The organism is Chelatococcus daeguensis (assembly GCF_001887265.1).
Classification (GTDB): domain Bacteria; phylum Pseudomonadota; class Alphaproteobacteria; order Rhizobiales; family Beijerinckiaceae; genus Chelatococcus_A; species Chelatococcus_A sambhunathii.
This window is the reverse complement of record NZ_CP018095.1, coordinates 874,714-891,123: the sequence shown is the minus strand read 5'-3', so window position 1 is coordinate 891,123 and position 16,410 is coordinate 874,714. Positions and strand designations below refer to the sequence as shown.

Genomic DNA, 16,410 nt, shown 5'->3' with positions numbered 1-16,410 from the left:
ATATTCGGTGTTTGACTTGGCGAAACATGTTCTAGTATGGAGCTTTCATCGGCCGGTATCGGCGAAATTGAGTGTTTCCGGAATTGCATGGGAGGTAGCGTCATGGCGGACCAGCAGCGGATGTTCGGTGATCGCGGCACGGCCGGCGACATCAACCTGCGCGCCATGCTCGACCGTGCCCCGCGTTCGCCCATGGCGGGCTGCGCCTTCCACGACATGCGCGAGCGCCTGCGCAAGGTCGGCCTCAGGCCCACGCGCCAGCGCCTGATGCTGGGCTGGCTGCTCTTTGCCAAGGGCCACCGCCACGTCTCCGCCGAGATGCTCTACGAGGAGGCGACCCGCGCCAAGGCGGCCGTGTCGCTCGCCACGGTCTACAACACGCTGCACCAGTTCACGGAAGCGGGGCTCCTCAAGCAGCTCGCCCTCGACGGCACCAAGAGCTATTTCGACACCAACGTCACCGATCATCACCATTACTTCATCGAGGACGAGCAGGTGCTGGTCGACATCCCGCCCGGCGAGCTCGACGTGCGGGTGGTGCCGAACGTGCCCGCGCATTTCGAGCTGCGCGACGTCGAGGTGATCGTGCGGGTGCGCCGGCGGGACCGCCTGGCCCTGGCACGCGCCAGCGGCGAAGCCTGAGCGCGATTGACGCCTCCCGTGTGATGGATTGAACTGCAAGGCATCTTGCGAGGAGATGCCTTGGGTCGGCCGTCATGAACAGCAGCGATCTCGCCTTCTTCCTCGCCGCAGCCCGGCATGGCAGCATCGGGCGCGCTGCGGCGGCGCTCAACACGGTCCAGTCCAACGTCACGGCCCGCATCCGCGCCCTTGAGGCGGAGATCGGCGAGGCGCTGTTTACGCGGCACAGCCGCGGCGTACGCCTGACAGCGGCGGGCGAGCGCCTCATGCCCTATGCCCTGCGCGTCGGCCAGCTGCTCGCGGAAGCGCGCGAGGCGGTGCGCGACGACGGCGCCGACCCTTCCGGCGCGCTGCGCATCGGCTCGCTGGAGACCACGGCGGCGCTGCGCCTCCCGTCCGTCCTTGCCGCCTTCGCCCGCGCCTGCCCGCGGGTCGACCTGCATGTGGAGACCGGGACCAGCGAGGCCCTGATCGGCAAGGTGCTCGACGGCGACCTCGCCGCCGCCTTCGTCGTCGGGCCCGTGACCCATGCGGCGCTCGTGGCGGAGCCGATGGTGGAGGAGGAACTCGTCCTCGTCACCGCCCCCTGGCTGGGTCCGCCCCGCTGGCTCTCTGCCTCCCCCGGCGCCGCGCCTGCGGCCGAACAGGCAAAGCTCATCGTCTTCCGCGCCGGCTGCAGCTATCGACGGCGCTTCGAGGCGCTCATCGCCACGGCCGGCATCGTCGAGGTCCGCCATCTCGAGTTCGGCACGCTCGACGGCATCATCGGCTGCGTTGCGGCCGGGGTCGGCATCAGCCTCCTGCCGCGCGCCGTGGTGGAGTCAGCGCGCGCCGCGGGACGGATTGCGACGCACCCCGTGCCCAGCGGCAGCGCCCGCGCCATCACCGTGCTCGTGCGGCGGCGCGACGTCCATGTGCCCGCGGCGCTCGCGCGCCTCGCCGACTGTGCGCGAAGCGCCATGTCCCCCGCCAGCCGCGATGCGGCGTGAGCGGATAATGGACGACGCAGCAGTTGATGCCAATTCGGGTCGAGCTTCGGCACATCCTGCCAAAGAGATGGCTGGCCGGCGGAGGGCCTGCGCCGGCTCACGCCTCTAACCTTCATTTACCGCCTTCGCGAGGCTCGCAGTGGCGGGCGAGAGATGGAGTGCTCCATGAAACTGACCGACTTCAAGGTGCTGACCTTCGACTGCTACGGCACGCTGATCGATTGGGAGAGCGGCATCCACACGGCGCTGCAGCCGCTCCTTGAGAAGGGCGGGCGCGCCCGCCCACGTGACGAGGTGCTGGAGACCTTTGCGCGGCACGAGAGCAGCCAGCAGGCCGAGACGCCCGACATGCTCTACTGCGACCTTCTCGCCCGCGTGCATCGCCGGATCGCGGACGAATGGGGCATCGCTGCGAGCGCCGAGGATGACCGGCGCTTCGGCCTTTCCGTCGGCGACTGGCCGGCCTTCCCGGATTCGGCCTCGGCCCTCCAGTACCTGCAGAAATTCTACAAGCTCGTCATCCTCTCCAACGTCGATCACGCCAGCTTTGCGCCCAGCAACGAGAAGCTGGGCGTTACCTTCGACGCCGTCTATACGGCGCAGGACATTGGCTCGTACAAACCGAACCCCCGCAACTTCACCTATATGCTGGAACAGCTCGCCGGCCTCGGCTACGGCAAGGCGGATATCCTGCACACGGCCCAGAGCCTCTTCCACGACCATGTGCCGGCCAAGACCGTCGGCCTCGCCTCGGCCTGGATCGACCGGCGGCGCAACGAGGGCGGCTGGGGCGCGACGATGCCGCCGGACGGCGACGCCCGCTACGATTTCCATTTCGCCAGCATGGCCGAAATGGCAAAGGCCCATCAGGACGCCCTGCGCGGCTGAGCACCGCGCTTTTCCGGAGACCACGAGCCGATGACCGGCGCCCCGAAGCTCGACCGCATCGACCTCAACATCCTCGTTGAGCTGCAGAAGAACGGACGCATGACCAATGTTGCGCTGGCCGAGGCGGTCGGGCTGTCGCCGAGCCCGTGCCTGCAGCGGGTGAAGCGGCTCGAGGCGGCACGCTACATCGCAGCCTACGGCGCCACAATCAATCTCGCGAAGCTCGGCCAGACGGTCATGGTCTTCACGGAGATGACGTTGCACGACCACCGGCGGGAGGATTTCGTGCGCTTCGAATCCTTCATCCGCACGGTCGACGAGGTGATGGAATGCCATCTCGTCAGCGGCGGCTACGACTATCTCGTTCGGTTCATCACCCGCGGCGTGCTGCACTACCAGGAGGTGATGGACCGAATCATCGAGCGTAACGTCGGCATTGCCAACTACTTCAGCTACATCGTGCTGAAATCACCCCTGGTTCGCACCGAATATCCCCTCACCACCCTCTTCCGAGAGGAGGACTGACGGCAGCGGCGAGGACGTTCGCTGCCCGCGTCATCGCGCCAGCTGGTAGACCTGCGCGGCATTGCCGCCGAAGACCCGCGTGTGCCCGTACTCGCCGAGCGGCGCGAGCAGTTCCTCGGCCGTGAGCACCACGCGGGCATAATCGGCGGCGAGCAGGCAGACCGGCCAGTCGGAACCGAAGATGAGGCGCTCGGAGCCGAAGAGGGCGATGGCGCGCGCGACATAGGGCGCAAAGTCCTGCGGCGTCCAGCCGTCCCAATCCGCCTCGGTCACGAGGCCGGAAACCTTGCACCAGACGTTGGGGCGCGCCGCCAGCTCGGTCATCAGCGCGCTCCACGGCTCCATCGCGCCCTCGGCGATGCGCGGCTTGGCCATATGGTCGAGCACGAAGCGCACGTCGGGGTTGGCGTCGACGCAGCGGATCGCAGCGGGTAGTTCGCGCTCGCGCACCAGAAGATCATAGGCGAGACCCTCGTGGCCGACCGCGGCGATGCCCGCGATCACGTCCGGCCGGGCGAGCCAGTCCGCATCGTCCTCGTCGTGCGCCTGGTGGCGGATACCCTTGAGAAAGGCACCACCCGGCGCCTGGCGCAACTGCCGGATAGCGCCAGCGACGTCCGGCCCCGTCAGGTCAACCCAGCCGACGACGCCAGCTATGAAGGCATTGTCCTGCGCCTGGGCGAGGAACCTGAGCGTCTCCGCGATGTCGGCGCGCGTCTGGACGAGGACCGTCCGCGTGATGCCGGCGGCAGCGATGAGCGGAGCCATGTCCTGTGGGCCGAACGGCCGGCGGATGGGGGCGAGCGCGTCGGGCGCCATCCAGGGATAGTCCGCCTCCTGCGGATTCCAGAAATGATGGTGGGCATCGATGCGTCCGCTCATGGTCCTCTCGCTGGCTCCGGGGCTGGCGGGGCGGAGTTGTCGCACTGCGACGGCCCGGGAGCAAGGTAGGGTCTGAGCGCCGACAAGTGATCAGGCGCGGAGAAGGATGCCGCCAAGCCCCTCGATGTGCGCACTGAGCGTACCGGACCGCCCGCAGCGGACAAGGCCGACAAGGCTCCCGGTGGTCACGATCTGGCCGGCCCGCAGCCCGCCCAGCGCGTCGCTCTGGGCATTCGCCCAGGCGAGCAGCGGCGCCAGCGGATCGCCCGCCGGATGGCCGCCGGTCGCGTCGTGTATGACAGTGCCGTCGCGCGACACACGGCAGCGCAAGTCCGACAGCCCATCGATGGATGCGAGTGGCACGGGTTTGCCCGCAACGAAGCCGCCGTTGCCGAGATTGTCGGCGAGAAAGGCGGGGAACGGCGCGGTTGCCCCCGCGGCGAGGCGGCTCGCGACGATCTCAATGCCGACGAGCACACCATCGACCGCTGATACGACGTCCTCGCGCGCATAACCACCCGTGCGGAGCGGCAGGTCACGACCCAGCCGGAAGGCGATCTCGACCTCGACGGCATCGGGATCGCTGTCGCCTGTCAGCCGATAGCCGGAATGCAGGAGCGGCCCGAGCAACGGCGCAGCCACGGGCGTGCCGTCCGCGAGGGCCGCCTTCCAGCCGGCAACCTCCATGCCTAGACGGCGGGCGACGAACGCCTGCACGGCATAACCCTCGGCTGCATCGCGCGGCAGTTCATACGCCGTGCAGGCGATGGGCTCGCCGTCCACGCGGGCCCCGAGAAGCGCCTCGGCAAAGGCGGCGAGGTGGCGCTGCATCGCCGGCGGCATGACTTTCCTCAATAGCTGGCGCGGCCGCCGGAGATATCGAAGACGCCGCCGGTGGAGAAGGAACAATCGTCGGACGAAAGCCACAGCACCAGCCGGGCGATCTCCTCGACAGCGACGAAGCGGCGCATCGGAATACGGGCGAGGATCTCGGCGCGTCGTTCGCTGGTCAGTTCCTTCGCCATGCTGGTCTCCGCCGCGGCAGGTGTGATGCAGGTGACGCTGATCGCCTCCTCGGCCGTCTCCCTTGCGACACTCTTCGTCAACGCGATGAGCCCCGCCTTGGAGGCGCTGTAGGCGCCGGCGCGCGGCATGCCCTCCTTGCCCTGGATGGAGGCGACATTGACCACATGGCCGCGCAACGGCTGCGCGGCCTGGCCGCGCATCAGCGCGACCACGGCCCGCATCGCGAGATAGGCGCCGACGAGATTGACCTCCAGGACGCGGCGGAAATCGTCCGGATCGCTCTCCCACACCGGCTTCACCTCGCCGAGGATGCCGGCGTTGTTGACGAGGATGTCGATGCGGCCCCACTGCGCATGGCATTGCCGAGCGGCCTCGTCGACCGCGCCGGCATCGGTGATGTCGACCACGCGGCGGTCCGGCTCGCCGCCGAGTTCCGCCACCGCCGTTTCGAGCGCCCGGTCGTCGCGATCCCACAGGCTGACGCGCGCGCCCGAAGAGATGAGCGCCGAGGCGACGGCTCGGCCGATGCCGCCGGCCCCGCCGGTGACGATGGCCGTGCGGCCGGCAAGGTCGTAACGGTTCATGTGCCCTCTCCCGCGAGCGGACGCTGGCACATCGCCTGCAGCCGATAGTGCCCGAGTTGCGGCGCCCCGACCACACCGGGCGCGAGCAGCTGATCGAGCGTCAGCTGGTCCTGGCAGAAGGTGGCGAAGGGCGCCTCGTCGCCCCAGCCCTCGATCACCACGATCCAGCGCGGGATGCGGTTGGGCTCGGCACGGGCCTTGCGCTCGGCATTTTCGACGGCGCTCGCCTCGGCATCGGCGACGAGCAGATGCACGCCGGCGATGCCCGACCTTCTTGCAAGGCCGGGCAAGAGCCGGTCGCGCATCGCGGCGAGATGGGCCGCGGCAGATGCATCCTCGACGTCATAGCGGATGGTGGCCACGAGCCCCCCCTCGCCATGGCCGAGGCTGACCGCCACGCGGCATATGGAGCGGGCGACAGAGCGGAAGTGCTTCACTGCCTTCAGCGTCCATGGCGTCGGCGCATTGAGCCGGGCCACATAGTCGGGCCCGGTCACGGTCGCGTGGTCGCGCGCTTCGTAGAGGTTGAAGAACTCAAGGTCGGCCGCGCTGGCGACATAGCGGCGGCCGCGCAGGAAGCCCGGGATGGCGACGCGCTCGGGCATGTGCTCGAGGCCGTGCCATGCATAGAATTCTTCCCGCCCTTCCGGCGCGATGTCGTGCCAGATGGCGACCGCGCCGCGTCCAGCAAGGCCCATCGTCTCTCCCTCCCCCGTCGGCTCGCCCGCGCCATGAAGCGCTCGGCATGCCCGCGCCGCGGATTGACTCGCCGCGCCGCCTGCCGCTATAGCTACCTGACAACAAAAATGGAACGCAATTCCAAAATGGTTTATTGTTCCATTTAAAGGGACCCAGGCCCCGAATGACCGTCGCCGCCGTGGATCGCTGCCTCAGCCTGATCGAGGCTCTTGCCGGAGAACCCGACCCGATCGAGCTCGGCGTCCTCGCGGAACGCATCGGCATGCCCAAAAGCGCGACGCACCGCATGCTGGCGACCCTCGTGGAGCGGGGCTATGTCGCGCAGGATCCGGTAACGCAGGGCTATGGCCTCACACTGCACTTCTCCATCCTCGCCTTCCGCAATCTCGATGTGCGCGGCCTGCCGGATGTCGGCCAGGTGGTGCTCGACCGGCTGGCGCGCCGCACCGGCGAATACTGCCGCCTGTCCGTCGTCGAGGGCGAGCGCCTCGTCTGGGTGGCGCGGGCGCAGGGCGCCACTGCCGGGCTTCGCTATGAGCCGGACATGGGCCAGGAGGTCGTGCTGCACACCACGGCGACCGGCAAGGCCTGGCTTGCCACCCTGCCCGAGAGCGAGGCGCTGCGCATCGTCTGCGCCCGCGGCTTCGAGACCGGGACCGCGTTGGGCCCGCGACGCCTGAAGACCGTCGACGAACTGCGCCGCCACCTCGACGAGACGCGGGCGCGCGGCTATGCCCTCGCCGTCGAGGAGGGCGAGCCCGGCACCGTGGCCCTCGCGGTCGCCTTCCGGGCGGACGAGGACCCGACGGCGCCGGCCGCCGGCACGCTCTCCATCGCCGGCCCGCTCGTGCGCCTCGGCGCGGACCGGCACGAGGCGATCGCCGCCGCGCTCTTCGAGGCCGCGCGCGAGATGGCGCAGCTGTGGCCGCTGCGCAAGCGCCAGCCGCGCCGGCTGGCCGCCGTCGCGCCGGCCGACGAGCGCAACATCCCACCGCATCAGCTGAGGGCCGGATGATGGTCGCCGACACGCAACATGCCGCCCTGCCCGCCGCGCAAGGTCCCGGCCTTGCGGCGCGTGCCCGCGGCTGGCTCGCCGCCGCGGCCTGGCCGCTCGCGAGCTTCGCCGTCCTGCTCCTCCTCTGGGAGTGGGTAGTGCCGGTGCTGGAGATCCCGGAATACATCCTGCCAGTGCCATCGGCCTTCATAGCCAAGCTCGTCGAGGCGCATGCGCTCATCTTCGAGCATACGCTGGTGACGGCGAAGGAAATCCTCCTCGGCTTCCTGATGGCGACAGTGATCTCGATTCCGCTCGGCTTTCTCATCGTCTCGGTACGGCTGCTCGAGAAGGCGGTCTATCCGATCATCGTCTTCTTCCAACTGGTGCCGAAGATCGCCATCGCGCCGCTCTTCGTCGTCTGGTTCGGCTTCGGGCTGTTTCCGAAGGTGCTGCTGACCTTCCTGCTCTGTTTCTTCCCCACGCTGGTCGCCAGCATGAGCGGCTTTCGCGCCCTTGACGAGCGGGTGCTCTATCTCACGAAGTCCATGGGCGCGAGCGGTTGGCAGACCTTCCGCTATGTGCGTGTGCCGGCGGCACTGAGCTACATCTTCGCCGGGCTCAAGGTCTCCATCGTCTTTGCGGCGACAGGCGCCATCGTCGGCGAATTCGTCGGCGCCAATGCCGGGCTCGGCTATCTCCTGCTGCGCGGCACCAGCTTCCTCGATATGCCGCTCATCTTCGCCTGTCTCGTCGCGCTCAGCGTCATCGGCATCCTCTTCAGCTACGCCGTCGAGATGCTGGAGGGCCTGCTGATGCCCTGGCAGCGCAAGGGCTGAGACGCGGGGCCGGGAGGCCCGCACACCAACCGCCCGCACGAGACGGGCGGGCACACAACACGATCGAACGGCAAGACCCGATCGAAGGGGAGGACAGGATGAAGAAGGCAATGCTGATCGCCGCAGCCGCCGCGCTGGCGCTGGGCATGGGGCAAACCGGGGCCGGGGCGCAGGAGAAACTCACCCCGATGAAGCTGACGCTCAACTTCCTGGCGGCGGGGCCGAATGCCGGCTTCATGTATGCCAAGAAGCTCGGGCTCTACGAGAAGGCGGGCATCGATCTCACCATCGAGGAGGGCAAGGGCTCCGGCACCACGGCACAGCAGGTGGCGACGGGACAGACCGACGTCGGCTTCGCCGATGCGCCGGCCGCCATGCAACTGCGCACCAAGGGCGCGCCGGTGAAGATCGTCGCCCCCATCCTGCAGACCAACGGCTTCGCCATCATCTCGCTGAAGGAAAAGGGCATCAACAGGCCGCAGGACCTGATCGGCAAGACTCTCGCCGTTCAGCCCGGCACGGCGCAGACGACGCTGCTCGAGGCCATCCTCGCCGCCAACAACATCGACAAGACGAAGGTCAACATCGTCAACATCGATCCCGGCGCCTTCGTCGGCGCGGTGCTCGAGAAGAAGGTCGACGCCATCCTCGGCGGGGCCGACTACCAGTCCATCCAGATGCGCGACCGCGGTTTCGAGGTGACGGACCTCTTCTACCGCGACATCGGCGTGCCCACCGTCGGCCTGTCGATCATCGCCCGCGACGACCGCATCGAGAAGAATGTCGACCTCTACAAGAAGTTCGTGGCCGCGAGTCTCGCCGGCTGGGAAGCGGCGCGCAAGAACCCGGACGAGGCGGCCGCCGCTGTGCTCGAACAGTTCCCGTCCGTGACCAAGGAGCAGATCACCAAGCAGTTCGACGTCGTCTTCAAGTTGATGTGCGCGCCCGGCGCCACGCGCCTCGGCGAGGTGCCGGAGAAGAACTGGCAGACGACCTACACGCTTCTGACGACCTATCTCGGCCTGCCCAAGGACAAGCCGATCACCGACTACTACACCACCACCCTCCTGCCGGCCGACGCCCCGGCCTGCAAGTGATGGTCGCGAACCCGCGGCGGATGATGACGATGAACGCCCCGATCGCCGACAGGACGAAAGCCGCCGACGCCGCCTCCATCGAGGGGAAGAACGTCGTCAAGACCTTCGGCGGCTTCACGGCCGTCGACGATATCTCCTTCGCCATCGGCAAGGGGGAGTTCGTCAGCCTCATCGGCCCGTCCGGCTGCGGGAAGAGCACCTTGATGCTCATCGCGGCCGGGCTGCAGCCCTTGTCGACGGGCGCGATCCTCGTCAACGGCGCACGCCTCGACAGACCGCTGACGGATATCGGCATCGTCTTCCAGGATCACCTGCTGCTCGACTTCCGCACGGCGCTCGACAACGTGCTGCTGCAGGCCGAGATCCGCGGCCTGCCGATGGAGCCGGCGCGGGCGCGCGCGATGGAGCTGTTCGAGAAGCTTGGCATTGCCCATGCCGCCGACCGCTATCCCAAGCAGCTCTCCGGTGGCATGCGCCAACGCGTGTCGATCGCCCGCGCGCTGATCCACGATCCGTCCATGCTGATGATGGACGAGCCTTTCGGAGCGCTCGACGCCATCACCCGCACGCAGATCCGCCACGACCTCGAACTGTTGTGGATGGAGACGGGCAAGACCGTGCTCTTCATCACCCACAGCCTCGAGGAGGCCATCGGGCTGTCCGACCGGGTGCTCGTCATGTCGCCCTCCCCGGGCCGTATCGTCGACGAGATCAAGGTGGAGCTGCCACGCCCGCGCCCGGCCCATCTCGGCGACTATCCGAGCTTCAACATCTACGCCGACCGCATCCACGCCCTGTTCCGCCAGTTTGGCGTCATCAAGTACTGAAGTATCTCGCGCGCTGTGCTGCAAGCGATGACGCAGCGCCTGCCACCCGGCGTTTTAGCGGCCGTTAACCGTGATGCGGGTAGGAATCGGCCCGTCAGAGTGGCCAGAAGAATCTGCGGACGTCGATGCGCAAACGGGAACTGCCTTCACGAAACAGCGAAACGGACGCCGTAGATATCCTGCCCAACCCGCTCAGGGCCGCAGGCCGGCTAAGGCGCAACCGCCCCCCGGAGGAGCCCGCGGTGACGGCGCCCAAGCTGATGCCGCATCCGGCGACAATCGTGTTGCCAACCCATGTCCGCTATGCGCGCACCCCCGACAAGCTGCGCCAGATGGAAGCGGCGATCGCGGCAGAAGCGGCGATCGCCACCGAACAGCCGCGAGGACCGCAGGCCGGCACGACGCGGGTGAAGTTCGGCCGCACCCCGGACCATCTCATCCAGCAGGTATGGAAGGGCGTCCTGCCGGCCCTGCCACCACAACAGGGGCCGACCGAAGCGCCGGTCGGCTCGGAGGCTCCGCACGCCGAAAGCCGAATGCCCACGACTGCGGCGTTCATCGAGGAGCCGCTGGCGGCTGAAACGCTTTTCGCCGGAACCAACGAACCTGCAGAGCGCGAGGACGTCGCCTTCGTCGCCATATCCGATCACGCCTTCTTCGAGTTCGGCTGCAACCCCGCCCTGCTTCCGGCGGCACCGGCCGACCGGGCGGTCGCTGGTGAACAGGAAGCCGCGTCGGCGCCGGAGGCTTGTGCGCCGCAGACGCATGCGGGCGAAGACCATGAACCGGAGGTCCACGAAGCCGACGAGCCGGAACCCGGGGAGCGGACCGCCCCGGCCGGCGTATCCGCGGATACGGTCGAGGCGTGGTGGAGCCATGCCTATAGCGTGAACCTGCGGCTTGTCGGCAGCACGGGGATCGAGCGGGCCTTCACGACGGCCCCCACAAAGACCCCCGAACCTGCCGTCGAGGACAGCCCTGCCGAAGAGCCGACCCTCCCGGTCGCGCCGGAGCCGCAAGCGCCGGCAGTCCGCGTTCCGGAAGCGCCGACGACCAATGCCATCGCCGTCCCGCCAGGCAACGACAACCGGGTGGTGAGGCGGGAGGTCGCGCGCCCGCCCGTCGCGGCGCTGAAGCCGCCAGTGGCGCCCGCGCCGGCGCCCGCACGCCAGCCCGCTCCTCCGCCTGCCGCAGAGGCCTTCGAACTCCCGCCCATAACGCTCCTTGCCGAGCCCCCTGTCTCGACCGGCACGGGTGATGCGCCGGAGTTCATCGAGCAGAACGCGGCACTTTTGGAGAGCACGCTGGAGGATTTCGGCGTCAAGGGCGAGATCATCAATGCCCATCCCGGCCCGGTGGTGACGCTCTACGAGCTGGAGCCGGCGCCCGGCACCAAGTCCTCGCGGGTGATCTCGCTCGCCGACGACATCGCCCGCTCGATGAGCGCCGTCTCGGCCCGCGTCGCCGTCGTGCCCGGCCGCAACGCCATCGGCATCGAACTGCCCAACGCCAGGCGCGAGACCGTCTACCTGCGCGAGCTCCTCGCCTCCCAGGACTTCGAGCAGACGAGACTCAAGCTTGCCCTGTGCCTCGGCAAGACCATCGGCGGCGAGCCCGTCATCGCCGAACTCGCCCGCATGCCGCACCTGCTCGTCGCCGGCACCACCGGCTCGGGCAAGTCCGTCGCCATCAACACCATGATCCTGTCCCTCCTCTACCGCCTCAGGCCCGAGGAGTGCCGCCTCATCATGGTCGACCCGAAGATGCTGGAACTGTCCATCTACGACGGCATCCCGCACCTCCTCACCCCCGTCGTCACCGACCCCAAGAAGGCGGTCGTCGCCTTGAAGTGGGCCGTGCGCGAGATGGAGGAGCGCTACAAGAAGATGTCCAAGCTCGGCGTGCGCAACATCGACGGCTTCAACGCCCGCATCGCCGAGGCAAGGGCGAAGGGCGAGGTCATCACGCGCACGGTGCAGACCGGCTTCGACCGCGAGACCGGCGAGGCGGTCTACGAGGACGAGGTCATGGACCTCGCGCCGCTGCCCTACATCGTCGTCATCGTCGACGAGATGGCCGACCTGATGATGGTGGCGGGCAAGGAGATCGAGGGCACCATCCAGCGCCTCGCCCAGATGGCCCGCGCCGCCGGCATCCACGTCGTGCTCGCCACCCAGCGCCCGTCGGTCGATGTCATCACCGGCACCATCAAGGCCAACTTCCCGACGCGCATCTCCTTCCAGGTGACGTCCAAGATCGACAGCCGCACCATCCTCGGCGAGCAGGGGGCGGAGCAGCTGCTCGGCCAGGGCGACATGCTGTACATGGCCGGCGGCGGGCGCATCACGCGCGTGCACGGGCCGTTCGTGTCGGACGAGGAGGTGGAGAAGGTGGTGGCGCACCTCAAGGCGCAGGGGCGGCCGCAATATCTCGACGCCGTCACGGCCGACGAGGAGGGCGCGGCACCGGAGGCCGACGGCGCCGTCTTCGACAACACGTCGTTCGGCGCGCCGGGGGGAGACCTCTACGACCAGGCGGTGGCCATCGTGCTGCGCGACAAGAAGGCCTCGACCTCCTACATCCAGCGCCGCCTGCAGATCGGCTACAACCGCGCCGCCTCCCTCATGGAGCGCATGGAGAACGAAGGCATCGTCGGACCCGCAAACCACGCCGGAAAACGCGAGATCCTGATCGGCGGCGACCGTCGCGATGTCTATGGCGAGGGCGACGACGGAGACGACTGAGCCCCTGGTCAAATCCGCGACATACGCCGGCGAGAAGGAGGGAGGCCCGTACCTCCACGCTTCGCCTCCCACCGTGATCCGTCCGAGGGCAGACAAATGCCGGCCGGCAGGCCATAATGCGTGGCGCCAGATCGTCACGCTCCGATGGATTGCACGCGCCCGACCGATCGCATCCCGTCCAACGGCCTTCTCGTATTTCTCCTGGCCGGTCTCATCGGCGTTTGCGTCTTCGCTGCCGCGGCCCAGACCGTCGAAACGCCGCGGGAAGCGGCCGGATCGCGCGAGGCGATCGTGCTCGACATGGATGGCGCCATCGGTCCGGCGACGGTTGAATACCTGCGCCGCAGCCTTGCCGAAGCGACGCATCGCCAGGCCGGGCTCGTCATCCTGCGCATCGACACGCCGGGCGGCCTCGACAGCGCCATGCGCGAGATCATCCGCGACATCATCGCCTCGCCCATTGCCATCGCCACCTATGTGAGCCCAAGCGGCGCCCGCGCCGCCAGCGCCGGCACCTACATCCTCTACGCCAGCCACATCGCCGCCATGGCGCCCGGCACCAATCTCGGTGCGGCGACGCCGGTGCAACTCGGCGGCGGACGCCAGCCGCTCGACCGGGACAAGGACGAGGCCGGGCAGGACAAGCAGCCGACTTCACCGGCCGACGCGATGACGGCCAAAGTCGTGAACGACGCCGTTGCCTTCATCCGCGGGCTCGCGGAGCTGCGCGGCCGCAATGCCGACTGGGCCGAGGAGGCCGTGCGCCGGGCGGCCAGCCTGCCAGCGCGACAGGCCCTCGCCTACGGCGTCGTCGACATCGTCGCGAACGACCTCTCCGACCTCCTCGCCCAGGCGGACGGACGCTCGGTGCGCATCGGCAATACGGAGCACCGGCTCGACACGGCAAAGCTGAGGCCGGTGGTCATCGAGCCCGACTGGCGCACGCGTCTCCTCGCCACCATCACCCATCCGAGCATCGCCTATGCCCTGCTGCTCATCGGCATCTACGGCATCGTCTTCGAGTTTCTGAGCCCGGGCGCCACCGTGCCCGGCGTCATCGGCGCCATCTGCCTCCTCATCGCGGCCTTCGCGCTCAACCTGCTGCCCGTCAACTATGCCGGCGTCGGCCTCATCCTGCTCGGGGTGGCGCTGATGACGGCGGAGGCCTTCCTGCCCTCCTTCGGCATCTTCGGCATAGGGGGCATCATCGCCTTCGTCCTCGGCTCCCTCCTCGTCTTCGACAGGGACGTGCCGGGCTTCGCCCTTTCCTGGCCCGTTGTCGTGGCGGCCGCCGCCGTCAGCGCCGGAACGCTGATCATCGCCGCGACCGCGGCCGTGCGGGCTCACCGGCGCCGGGTCGCGACCGGCGACACCAGCCTCATCGGCATGACCGGAGAGGTCCTCGCCTGGAGCAACGGCCACGGCCAAGTGCACGTCCAGGGCGAACGCTGGGCGGCTCGGGCCGACGTCATGCTCGCCCCGCGCCAGCGCGTGCGCGTCGTCGCCCGCGAGCGGCTCACCCTGGTCGTCGAACCGGTAGCGGAGACGGCACCCGAGAACCGAGGAAGATGACCATGTTCGACTACGCCCCCTATCTCGTCGCTGTCCTGCTCATCGGCTTCCTGCTGTCGCTGGCGGTTCACATCATGCGCGAATACGAGCGCGCGGTGGTCTTCACGCTCGGCCGCTTCTCCGGCGTCAGGGGGCCAGGCCTCATCCTGCTCGTGCCCTTCGTGCAGCAGCTCGTGCGCGTCGACCTGCGCACTACCGTCCACGACGTGCCGAGCCAGGACGTCATCTCGCGCGACAATGTCTCTGTGAAGGTCAATGCCGTCATCTATTTCCGCGTCATCGAGGCCGACAAGGCGGTGCTCGCCGTGGAGAACTTTCTCATGGCCACCAGCCAGCTGGCGCAGACGACCCTGCGCTCCGTCCTCGGCAAGCACGAGCTCGACGAGATGCTGGCCGAGCGCGACAAGCTCAACGCGGACATCCAGGAAATCCTCGACAGCCAGACGGACGCCTGGGGCATCAAGGTGGCCAATGTCGAGATCAAGCACGTCGACATCGACGAGAGCATGGTGCGCGCCATCGCCCGCCAGGCCGAGGCGGAACGCAACCGCCGGGCCCGCATCATCAGCGCCGAGGCGGAGCAGCAGGCTGCCGAGAAGCTCGTCGAGGCGGCGACGATGCTGGCGAAGATCCCGGAGGCCATGCAACTGCGCTATCTGACCACGCTGCACGACATCGCCGACGAGCGGAACTCCACCATCGTCTTTCCCTTCCCGCTCGACTTCCTGCGACCTTTCACGGCTCCGGACGGAAAGCACGACTGATCCCGGTGGGTGGCGCGCCTTCTGCCGCCGAGCGGTTCCTGCTATAATTAAAGTTGTCCGGATACCTCTGCGTAACCTGCACAGTCTCGCGATCACGGCCGCCCCGAGCCGCGCACGACGGGAACGAGCCATGGGGAGGACGACATGCCGGATACCAAATGGACCATCAAGGGCCGCGAATTCATCCAGTGCAACTGCGCCTATGGCTGTCCCTGCCAGTTCAACGCACGGCCCACGCAGGGCAATTGCCATGCAGTCGGCTTCGTCGACATTGACGAGGGGCACCATGGCGCGACACGGCTCGACGGCCTCAAGATCGGCATGATCGTGTCATGGCCGGGAGCGATCCACGAGGGCGGCGGCGAGGTGGTGCCGATCGTCGACGAGCGTGCCTCGCCCGAGCAGCGCGAGGCGCTCCTGCGCATCATGAGCGGCCTTGACACCGAGCCGGGCGCGACCTTCTTCCAGGTCTTCTCGACCACCTTCGCCAAGGTGCACGATCCCGTCTTCACCACGATCGACTTCGAGATCGACCCGGAAGCACGCACGGCCCGCGTCCATGTCCCCGGCTGGGTCGAGTCGCGGGGCGATCCGATCCTCAACCCGGTCACCGGCGAGGAACACCGCGCGCGCATCAACCTGCCGCGCGGCTTCGAGTATGACGTGTGCGAGGTCGGCCGCGGCTCGTCATCGACGAAAGGACCGGTACCGCTCGCGATCGCCGACGGACATGCCCATTTCTCCCGGCTGCACATGACGGAAAGCGGCGTCGTCCATTGACCGTCAATGGCCCTGCCGGCGGAGGGCGTCCCCGGCAGGGCCACCACGGAGCTTGGGACCTGCCTACTGCCGCTTGACGAAATGGACCATCCGGTCGATCGCCGTGTTCCAGCCCTCGCAGAAGCTCATCTCCTCGCGGTTCTTGCGCCCCTCGGCGTCCGCGTTAAGTGCGATGGCAGTATAGCGCGTGCGTGTGCCAACACGAGCAGCAGCGCGGCCGTGAAGAACGGCTTCGGCGCCGGCCGGAAGCCCGGCAGGAGCGTGTCGGTGAAGATGCCGCCGGGAACCCGCATTCGGGCACAAGTGTTTCATGATCGTATCGACCGCTGCCGATGGTGGGAGGGTATCGCCATGCTCAAGTGGATTCTCATTCTTCTGGTCATCGCGGCTGTTGCCAGCCTCCTCGGCTTTCACGCTCTGGCGGGCGCGGCTGCAACGGGCGCACGCATTCTGATCGCTGTCGTACTTGTCCTGTTCCTGCTGGTCCTCTTCGGTGTCGTCGCGATCGCCTGACCCCGCCGCAGGCTCGGGACACCGAATCGGCGCGACCAGCCGCTC

17 protein-coding genes are annotated in these 16,410 nt (G+C 68.1%); 13 read left to right on the top strand and 4 right to left on the bottom strand.

The genetic code is table 11. The features are described from left to right. The first annotated feature begins 165 nt into the window (after nucleotides 1–165). The 4 genes from irrA to BOQ54_RS04165 all read left to right on the top strand — a co-directional run bounded on the left by irrA (nucleotide 166) and on the right by BOQ54_RS04165 (nucleotide 3,044). Nucleotides 166–642, top strand: coding sequence for an iron response transcriptional regulator IrrA (gene irrA, locus BOQ54_RS04180; RefSeq protein ID WP_276200535.1), 477 nt, complete (start codon nucleotides 166–168; stop codon nucleotides 640–642). A 74-nt stretch (nucleotides 643–716) separates the two neighbouring features. Then, nucleotides 717–1,631 carry a LysR family transcriptional regulator gene (locus tag BOQ54_RS04175; RefSeq protein WP_063187747.1) on the top strand — a complete coding sequence of 305 codons (915 nt, stop codon included), beginning with the start codon at nucleotides 717–719 and terminating at the stop codon, nucleotides 1,629–1,631. Nucleotides 1,632–1,796: 165 nt separating this feature from the next. Then, nucleotides 1,797–2,519 (top strand): haloacid dehalogenase type II, encoded by a 723-nt coding sequence (locus BOQ54_RS04170; protein WP_055460913.1) that lies wholly within the window; start codon nucleotides 1,797–1,799, stop codon nucleotides 2,517–2,519. Between the two features lie 30 nt (nucleotides 2,520–2,549). Then, nucleotides 2,550–3,044: an Lrp/AsnC family transcriptional regulator gene (locus BOQ54_RS04165; protein ID WP_055460914.1), complete on the top strand. Its 495-nt coding sequence runs from the start codon at nucleotides 2,550–2,552 to the stop codon at nucleotides 3,042–3,044. A gap of 30 nt (nucleotides 3,045–3,074) precedes the next feature. Here BOQ54_RS04165 and BOQ54_RS04160 read toward each other — a convergent pair whose 3' ends face one another. The 4 genes from BOQ54_RS04160 to BOQ54_RS04145 form a co-directional block, all read right to left on the bottom strand. Further along, the gene (locus BOQ54_RS04160; protein WP_071923325.1) at nucleotides 3,075–3,926 is read right to left on the bottom strand and encodes an amidohydrolase family protein; all 852 of its coding nucleotides are present in this window, start codon (nucleotides 3,924–3,926) and stop codon (nucleotides 3,075–3,077) included. A 90-nt stretch (nucleotides 3,927–4,016) separates the two neighbouring features. Beyond that, nucleotides 4,017–4,769: a 2-keto-4-pentenoate hydratase gene (locus BOQ54_RS04155; protein WP_071923324.1), complete on the bottom strand. Its 753-nt coding sequence runs from the start codon at nucleotides 4,767–4,769 to the stop codon at nucleotides 4,017–4,019. An 8-nt stretch (nucleotides 4,770–4,777) separates the two neighbouring features. After that, entirely contained in the window at nucleotides 4,778–5,536 is a 759-nt protein-coding gene (locus BOQ54_RS04150; protein ID WP_055460917.1) for an SDR family NAD(P)-dependent oxidoreductase, read from the bottom strand. Continuing rightward, nucleotides 5,533–6,234 (bottom strand): hypothetical protein, encoded by a 702-nt coding sequence (locus tag BOQ54_RS04145; protein WP_055460918.1) that lies wholly within the window; start codon nucleotides 6,232–6,234, stop codon nucleotides 5,533–5,535. The genes BOQ54_RS04150 and BOQ54_RS04145 overlap by 4 nt, the downstream gene beginning before the upstream one ends. 164 nt (nucleotides 6,235–6,398) lie before the next feature. Between BOQ54_RS04145 and BOQ54_RS04140 the strand changes: the two genes are divergently transcribed. From BOQ54_RS04140 to BOQ54_RS04095, 9 genes are all read left to right on the top strand, one after another. Beyond that, the gene (locus BOQ54_RS04140; RefSeq protein WP_071923323.1) at nucleotides 6,399–7,250 is read left to right on the top strand and encodes an IclR family transcriptional regulator; all 852 of its coding nucleotides are present in this window, start codon (nucleotides 6,399–6,401) and stop codon (nucleotides 7,248–7,250) included. Continuing rightward, nucleotides 7,247–8,068, top strand: coding sequence for an ABC transporter permease (locus tag BOQ54_RS04135; RefSeq protein WP_071923322.1), 822 nt, complete (start codon nucleotides 7,247–7,249; stop codon nucleotides 8,066–8,068). Before BOQ54_RS04140 ends, BOQ54_RS04135 begins: the two co-directional genes overlap by 4 nt. Before the next feature lie 98 nt (nucleotides 8,069–8,166). Then, nucleotides 8,167–9,165, top strand: coding sequence for an ABC transporter substrate-binding protein (locus BOQ54_RS04130; RefSeq protein ID WP_055460921.1), 999 nt, complete (start codon nucleotides 8,167–8,169; stop codon nucleotides 9,163–9,165). Nucleotides 9,166–9,194: 29 nt separating this feature from the next. Further along, the gene (locus BOQ54_RS04125; protein ID WP_055460930.1) at nucleotides 9,195–9,992 is read left to right on the top strand and encodes an ABC transporter ATP-binding protein; all 798 of its coding nucleotides are present in this window, start codon (nucleotides 9,195–9,197) and stop codon (nucleotides 9,990–9,992) included. Between the two features lie 242 nt (nucleotides 9,993–10,234). Continuing rightward, nucleotides 10,235–12,736: a DNA translocase FtsK gene (locus BOQ54_RS04120; RefSeq protein WP_245316289.1), complete on the top strand. Its 2,502-nt coding sequence runs from the start codon at nucleotides 10,235–10,237 to the stop codon at nucleotides 12,734–12,736. Nucleotides 12,737–12,880: 144 nt separating this feature from the next. Continuing rightward, nucleotides 12,881–14,308: an NfeD family protein gene (locus BOQ54_RS04115; RefSeq protein WP_071923321.1), complete on the top strand. Its 1,428-nt coding sequence runs from the start codon at nucleotides 12,881–12,883 to the stop codon at nucleotides 14,306–14,308. Next, on the top strand, nucleotides 14,305–15,072 hold the full coding sequence (locus BOQ54_RS04110) for a slipin family protein (RefSeq protein ID WP_055461135.1): 768 nt from the start codon (nucleotides 14,305–14,307) through the stop codon (nucleotides 15,070–15,072). Before BOQ54_RS04115 ends, BOQ54_RS04110 begins: the two co-directional genes overlap by 4 nt. Before the next feature lie 144 nt (nucleotides 15,073–15,216). Beyond that, nucleotides 15,217–15,852: a DUF1326 domain-containing protein gene (locus BOQ54_RS04105; RefSeq protein WP_055461136.1), complete on the top strand. Its 636-nt coding sequence runs from the start codon at nucleotides 15,217–15,219 to the stop codon at nucleotides 15,850–15,852. A 351-nt stretch (nucleotides 15,853–16,203) separates the two neighbouring features. Continuing rightward, nucleotides 16,204–16,365 carry a DUF1328 family protein gene (locus BOQ54_RS04095; protein ID WP_071923320.1) on the top strand — a complete coding sequence of 54 codons (162 nt, stop codon included), beginning with the start codon at nucleotides 16,204–16,206 and terminating at the stop codon, nucleotides 16,363–16,365. The last annotated feature ends 45 nt before the right edge of the window (nucleotides 16,366–16,410 follow it).

Bases quoted from the DNA above. Each gene is read 5' to 3' on its own strand.
- BOQ54_RS04130 (WP_055460921.1), top strand. From the start codon at position 8,167: ATGAAGAAGGCAATGCTGATCGCCGCAGCCGCCGCGCTGGCGCTGGGC.
- BOQ54_RS04105 (WP_055461136.1), top strand. From the start codon at position 15,217: ATGCCGGATACCAAATGGACCATCAAGGGCCGCGAATTCATCCAGTGC.
- BOQ54_RS04140 (WP_071923323.1), top strand. From the start codon at position 6,399: ATGACCGTCGCCGCCGTGGATCGCTGCCTCAGCCTGATCGAGGCTCTT.
- BOQ54_RS04160 (WP_071923325.1), bottom strand. From the start codon at position 3,926: ATGAGCGGACGCATCGATGCCCACCATCATTTCTGGAATCCGCAGGAG.
- BOQ54_RS04165 (WP_055460914.1), top strand. From the start codon at position 2,550: ATGACCGGCGCCCCGAAGCTCGACCGCATCGACCTCAACATCCTCGTT.
- BOQ54_RS04175 (WP_063187747.1), top strand. From the start codon at position 717: ATGAACAGCAGCGATCTCGCCTTCTTCCTCGCCGCAGCCCGGCATGGC.
- BOQ54_RS04170 (WP_055460913.1), top strand. From the start codon at position 1,797: ATGAAACTGACCGACTTCAAGGTGCTGACCTTCGACTGCTACGGCACG.
- BOQ54_RS04145 (WP_055460918.1), bottom strand. From the start codon at position 6,234: ATGGGCCTTGCTGGACGCGGCGCGGTCGCCATCTGGCACGACATCGCG.
- BOQ54_RS04110 (WP_055461135.1), top strand. From the start codon at position 14,305: ATGACCATGTTCGACTACGCCCCCTATCTCGTCGCTGTCCTGCTCATC.
- BOQ54_RS04125 (WP_055460930.1), top strand. From the start codon at position 9,195: ATGAACGCCCCGATCGCCGACAGGACGAAAGCCGCCGACGCCGCCTCC.
- BOQ54_RS04150 (WP_055460917.1), bottom strand. From the start codon at position 5,536: ATGAACCGTTACGACCTTGCCGGCCGCACGGCCATCGTCACCGGCGGG.
- BOQ54_RS04115 (WP_071923321.1), top strand. From the start codon at position 12,881: ATGGATTGCACGCGCCCGACCGATCGCATCCCGTCCAACGGCCTTCTC.
- BOQ54_RS04135 (WP_071923322.1), top strand. From the start codon at position 7,247: ATGATGGTCGCCGACACGCAACATGCCGCCCTGCCCGCCGCGCAAGGT.
- BOQ54_RS04155 (WP_071923324.1), bottom strand. From the start codon at position 4,769: ATGCCGCCGGCGATGCAGCGCCACCTCGCCGCCTTTGCCGAGGCGCTT.
- BOQ54_RS04095 (WP_071923320.1), top strand. From the start codon at position 16,204: ATGCTCAAGTGGATTCTCATTCTTCTGGTCATCGCGGCTGTTGCCAGC.
- irrA (WP_276200535.1), top strand. From the start codon at position 166: ATGCTCGACCGTGCCCCGCGTTCGCCCATGGCGGGCTGCGCCTTCCAC.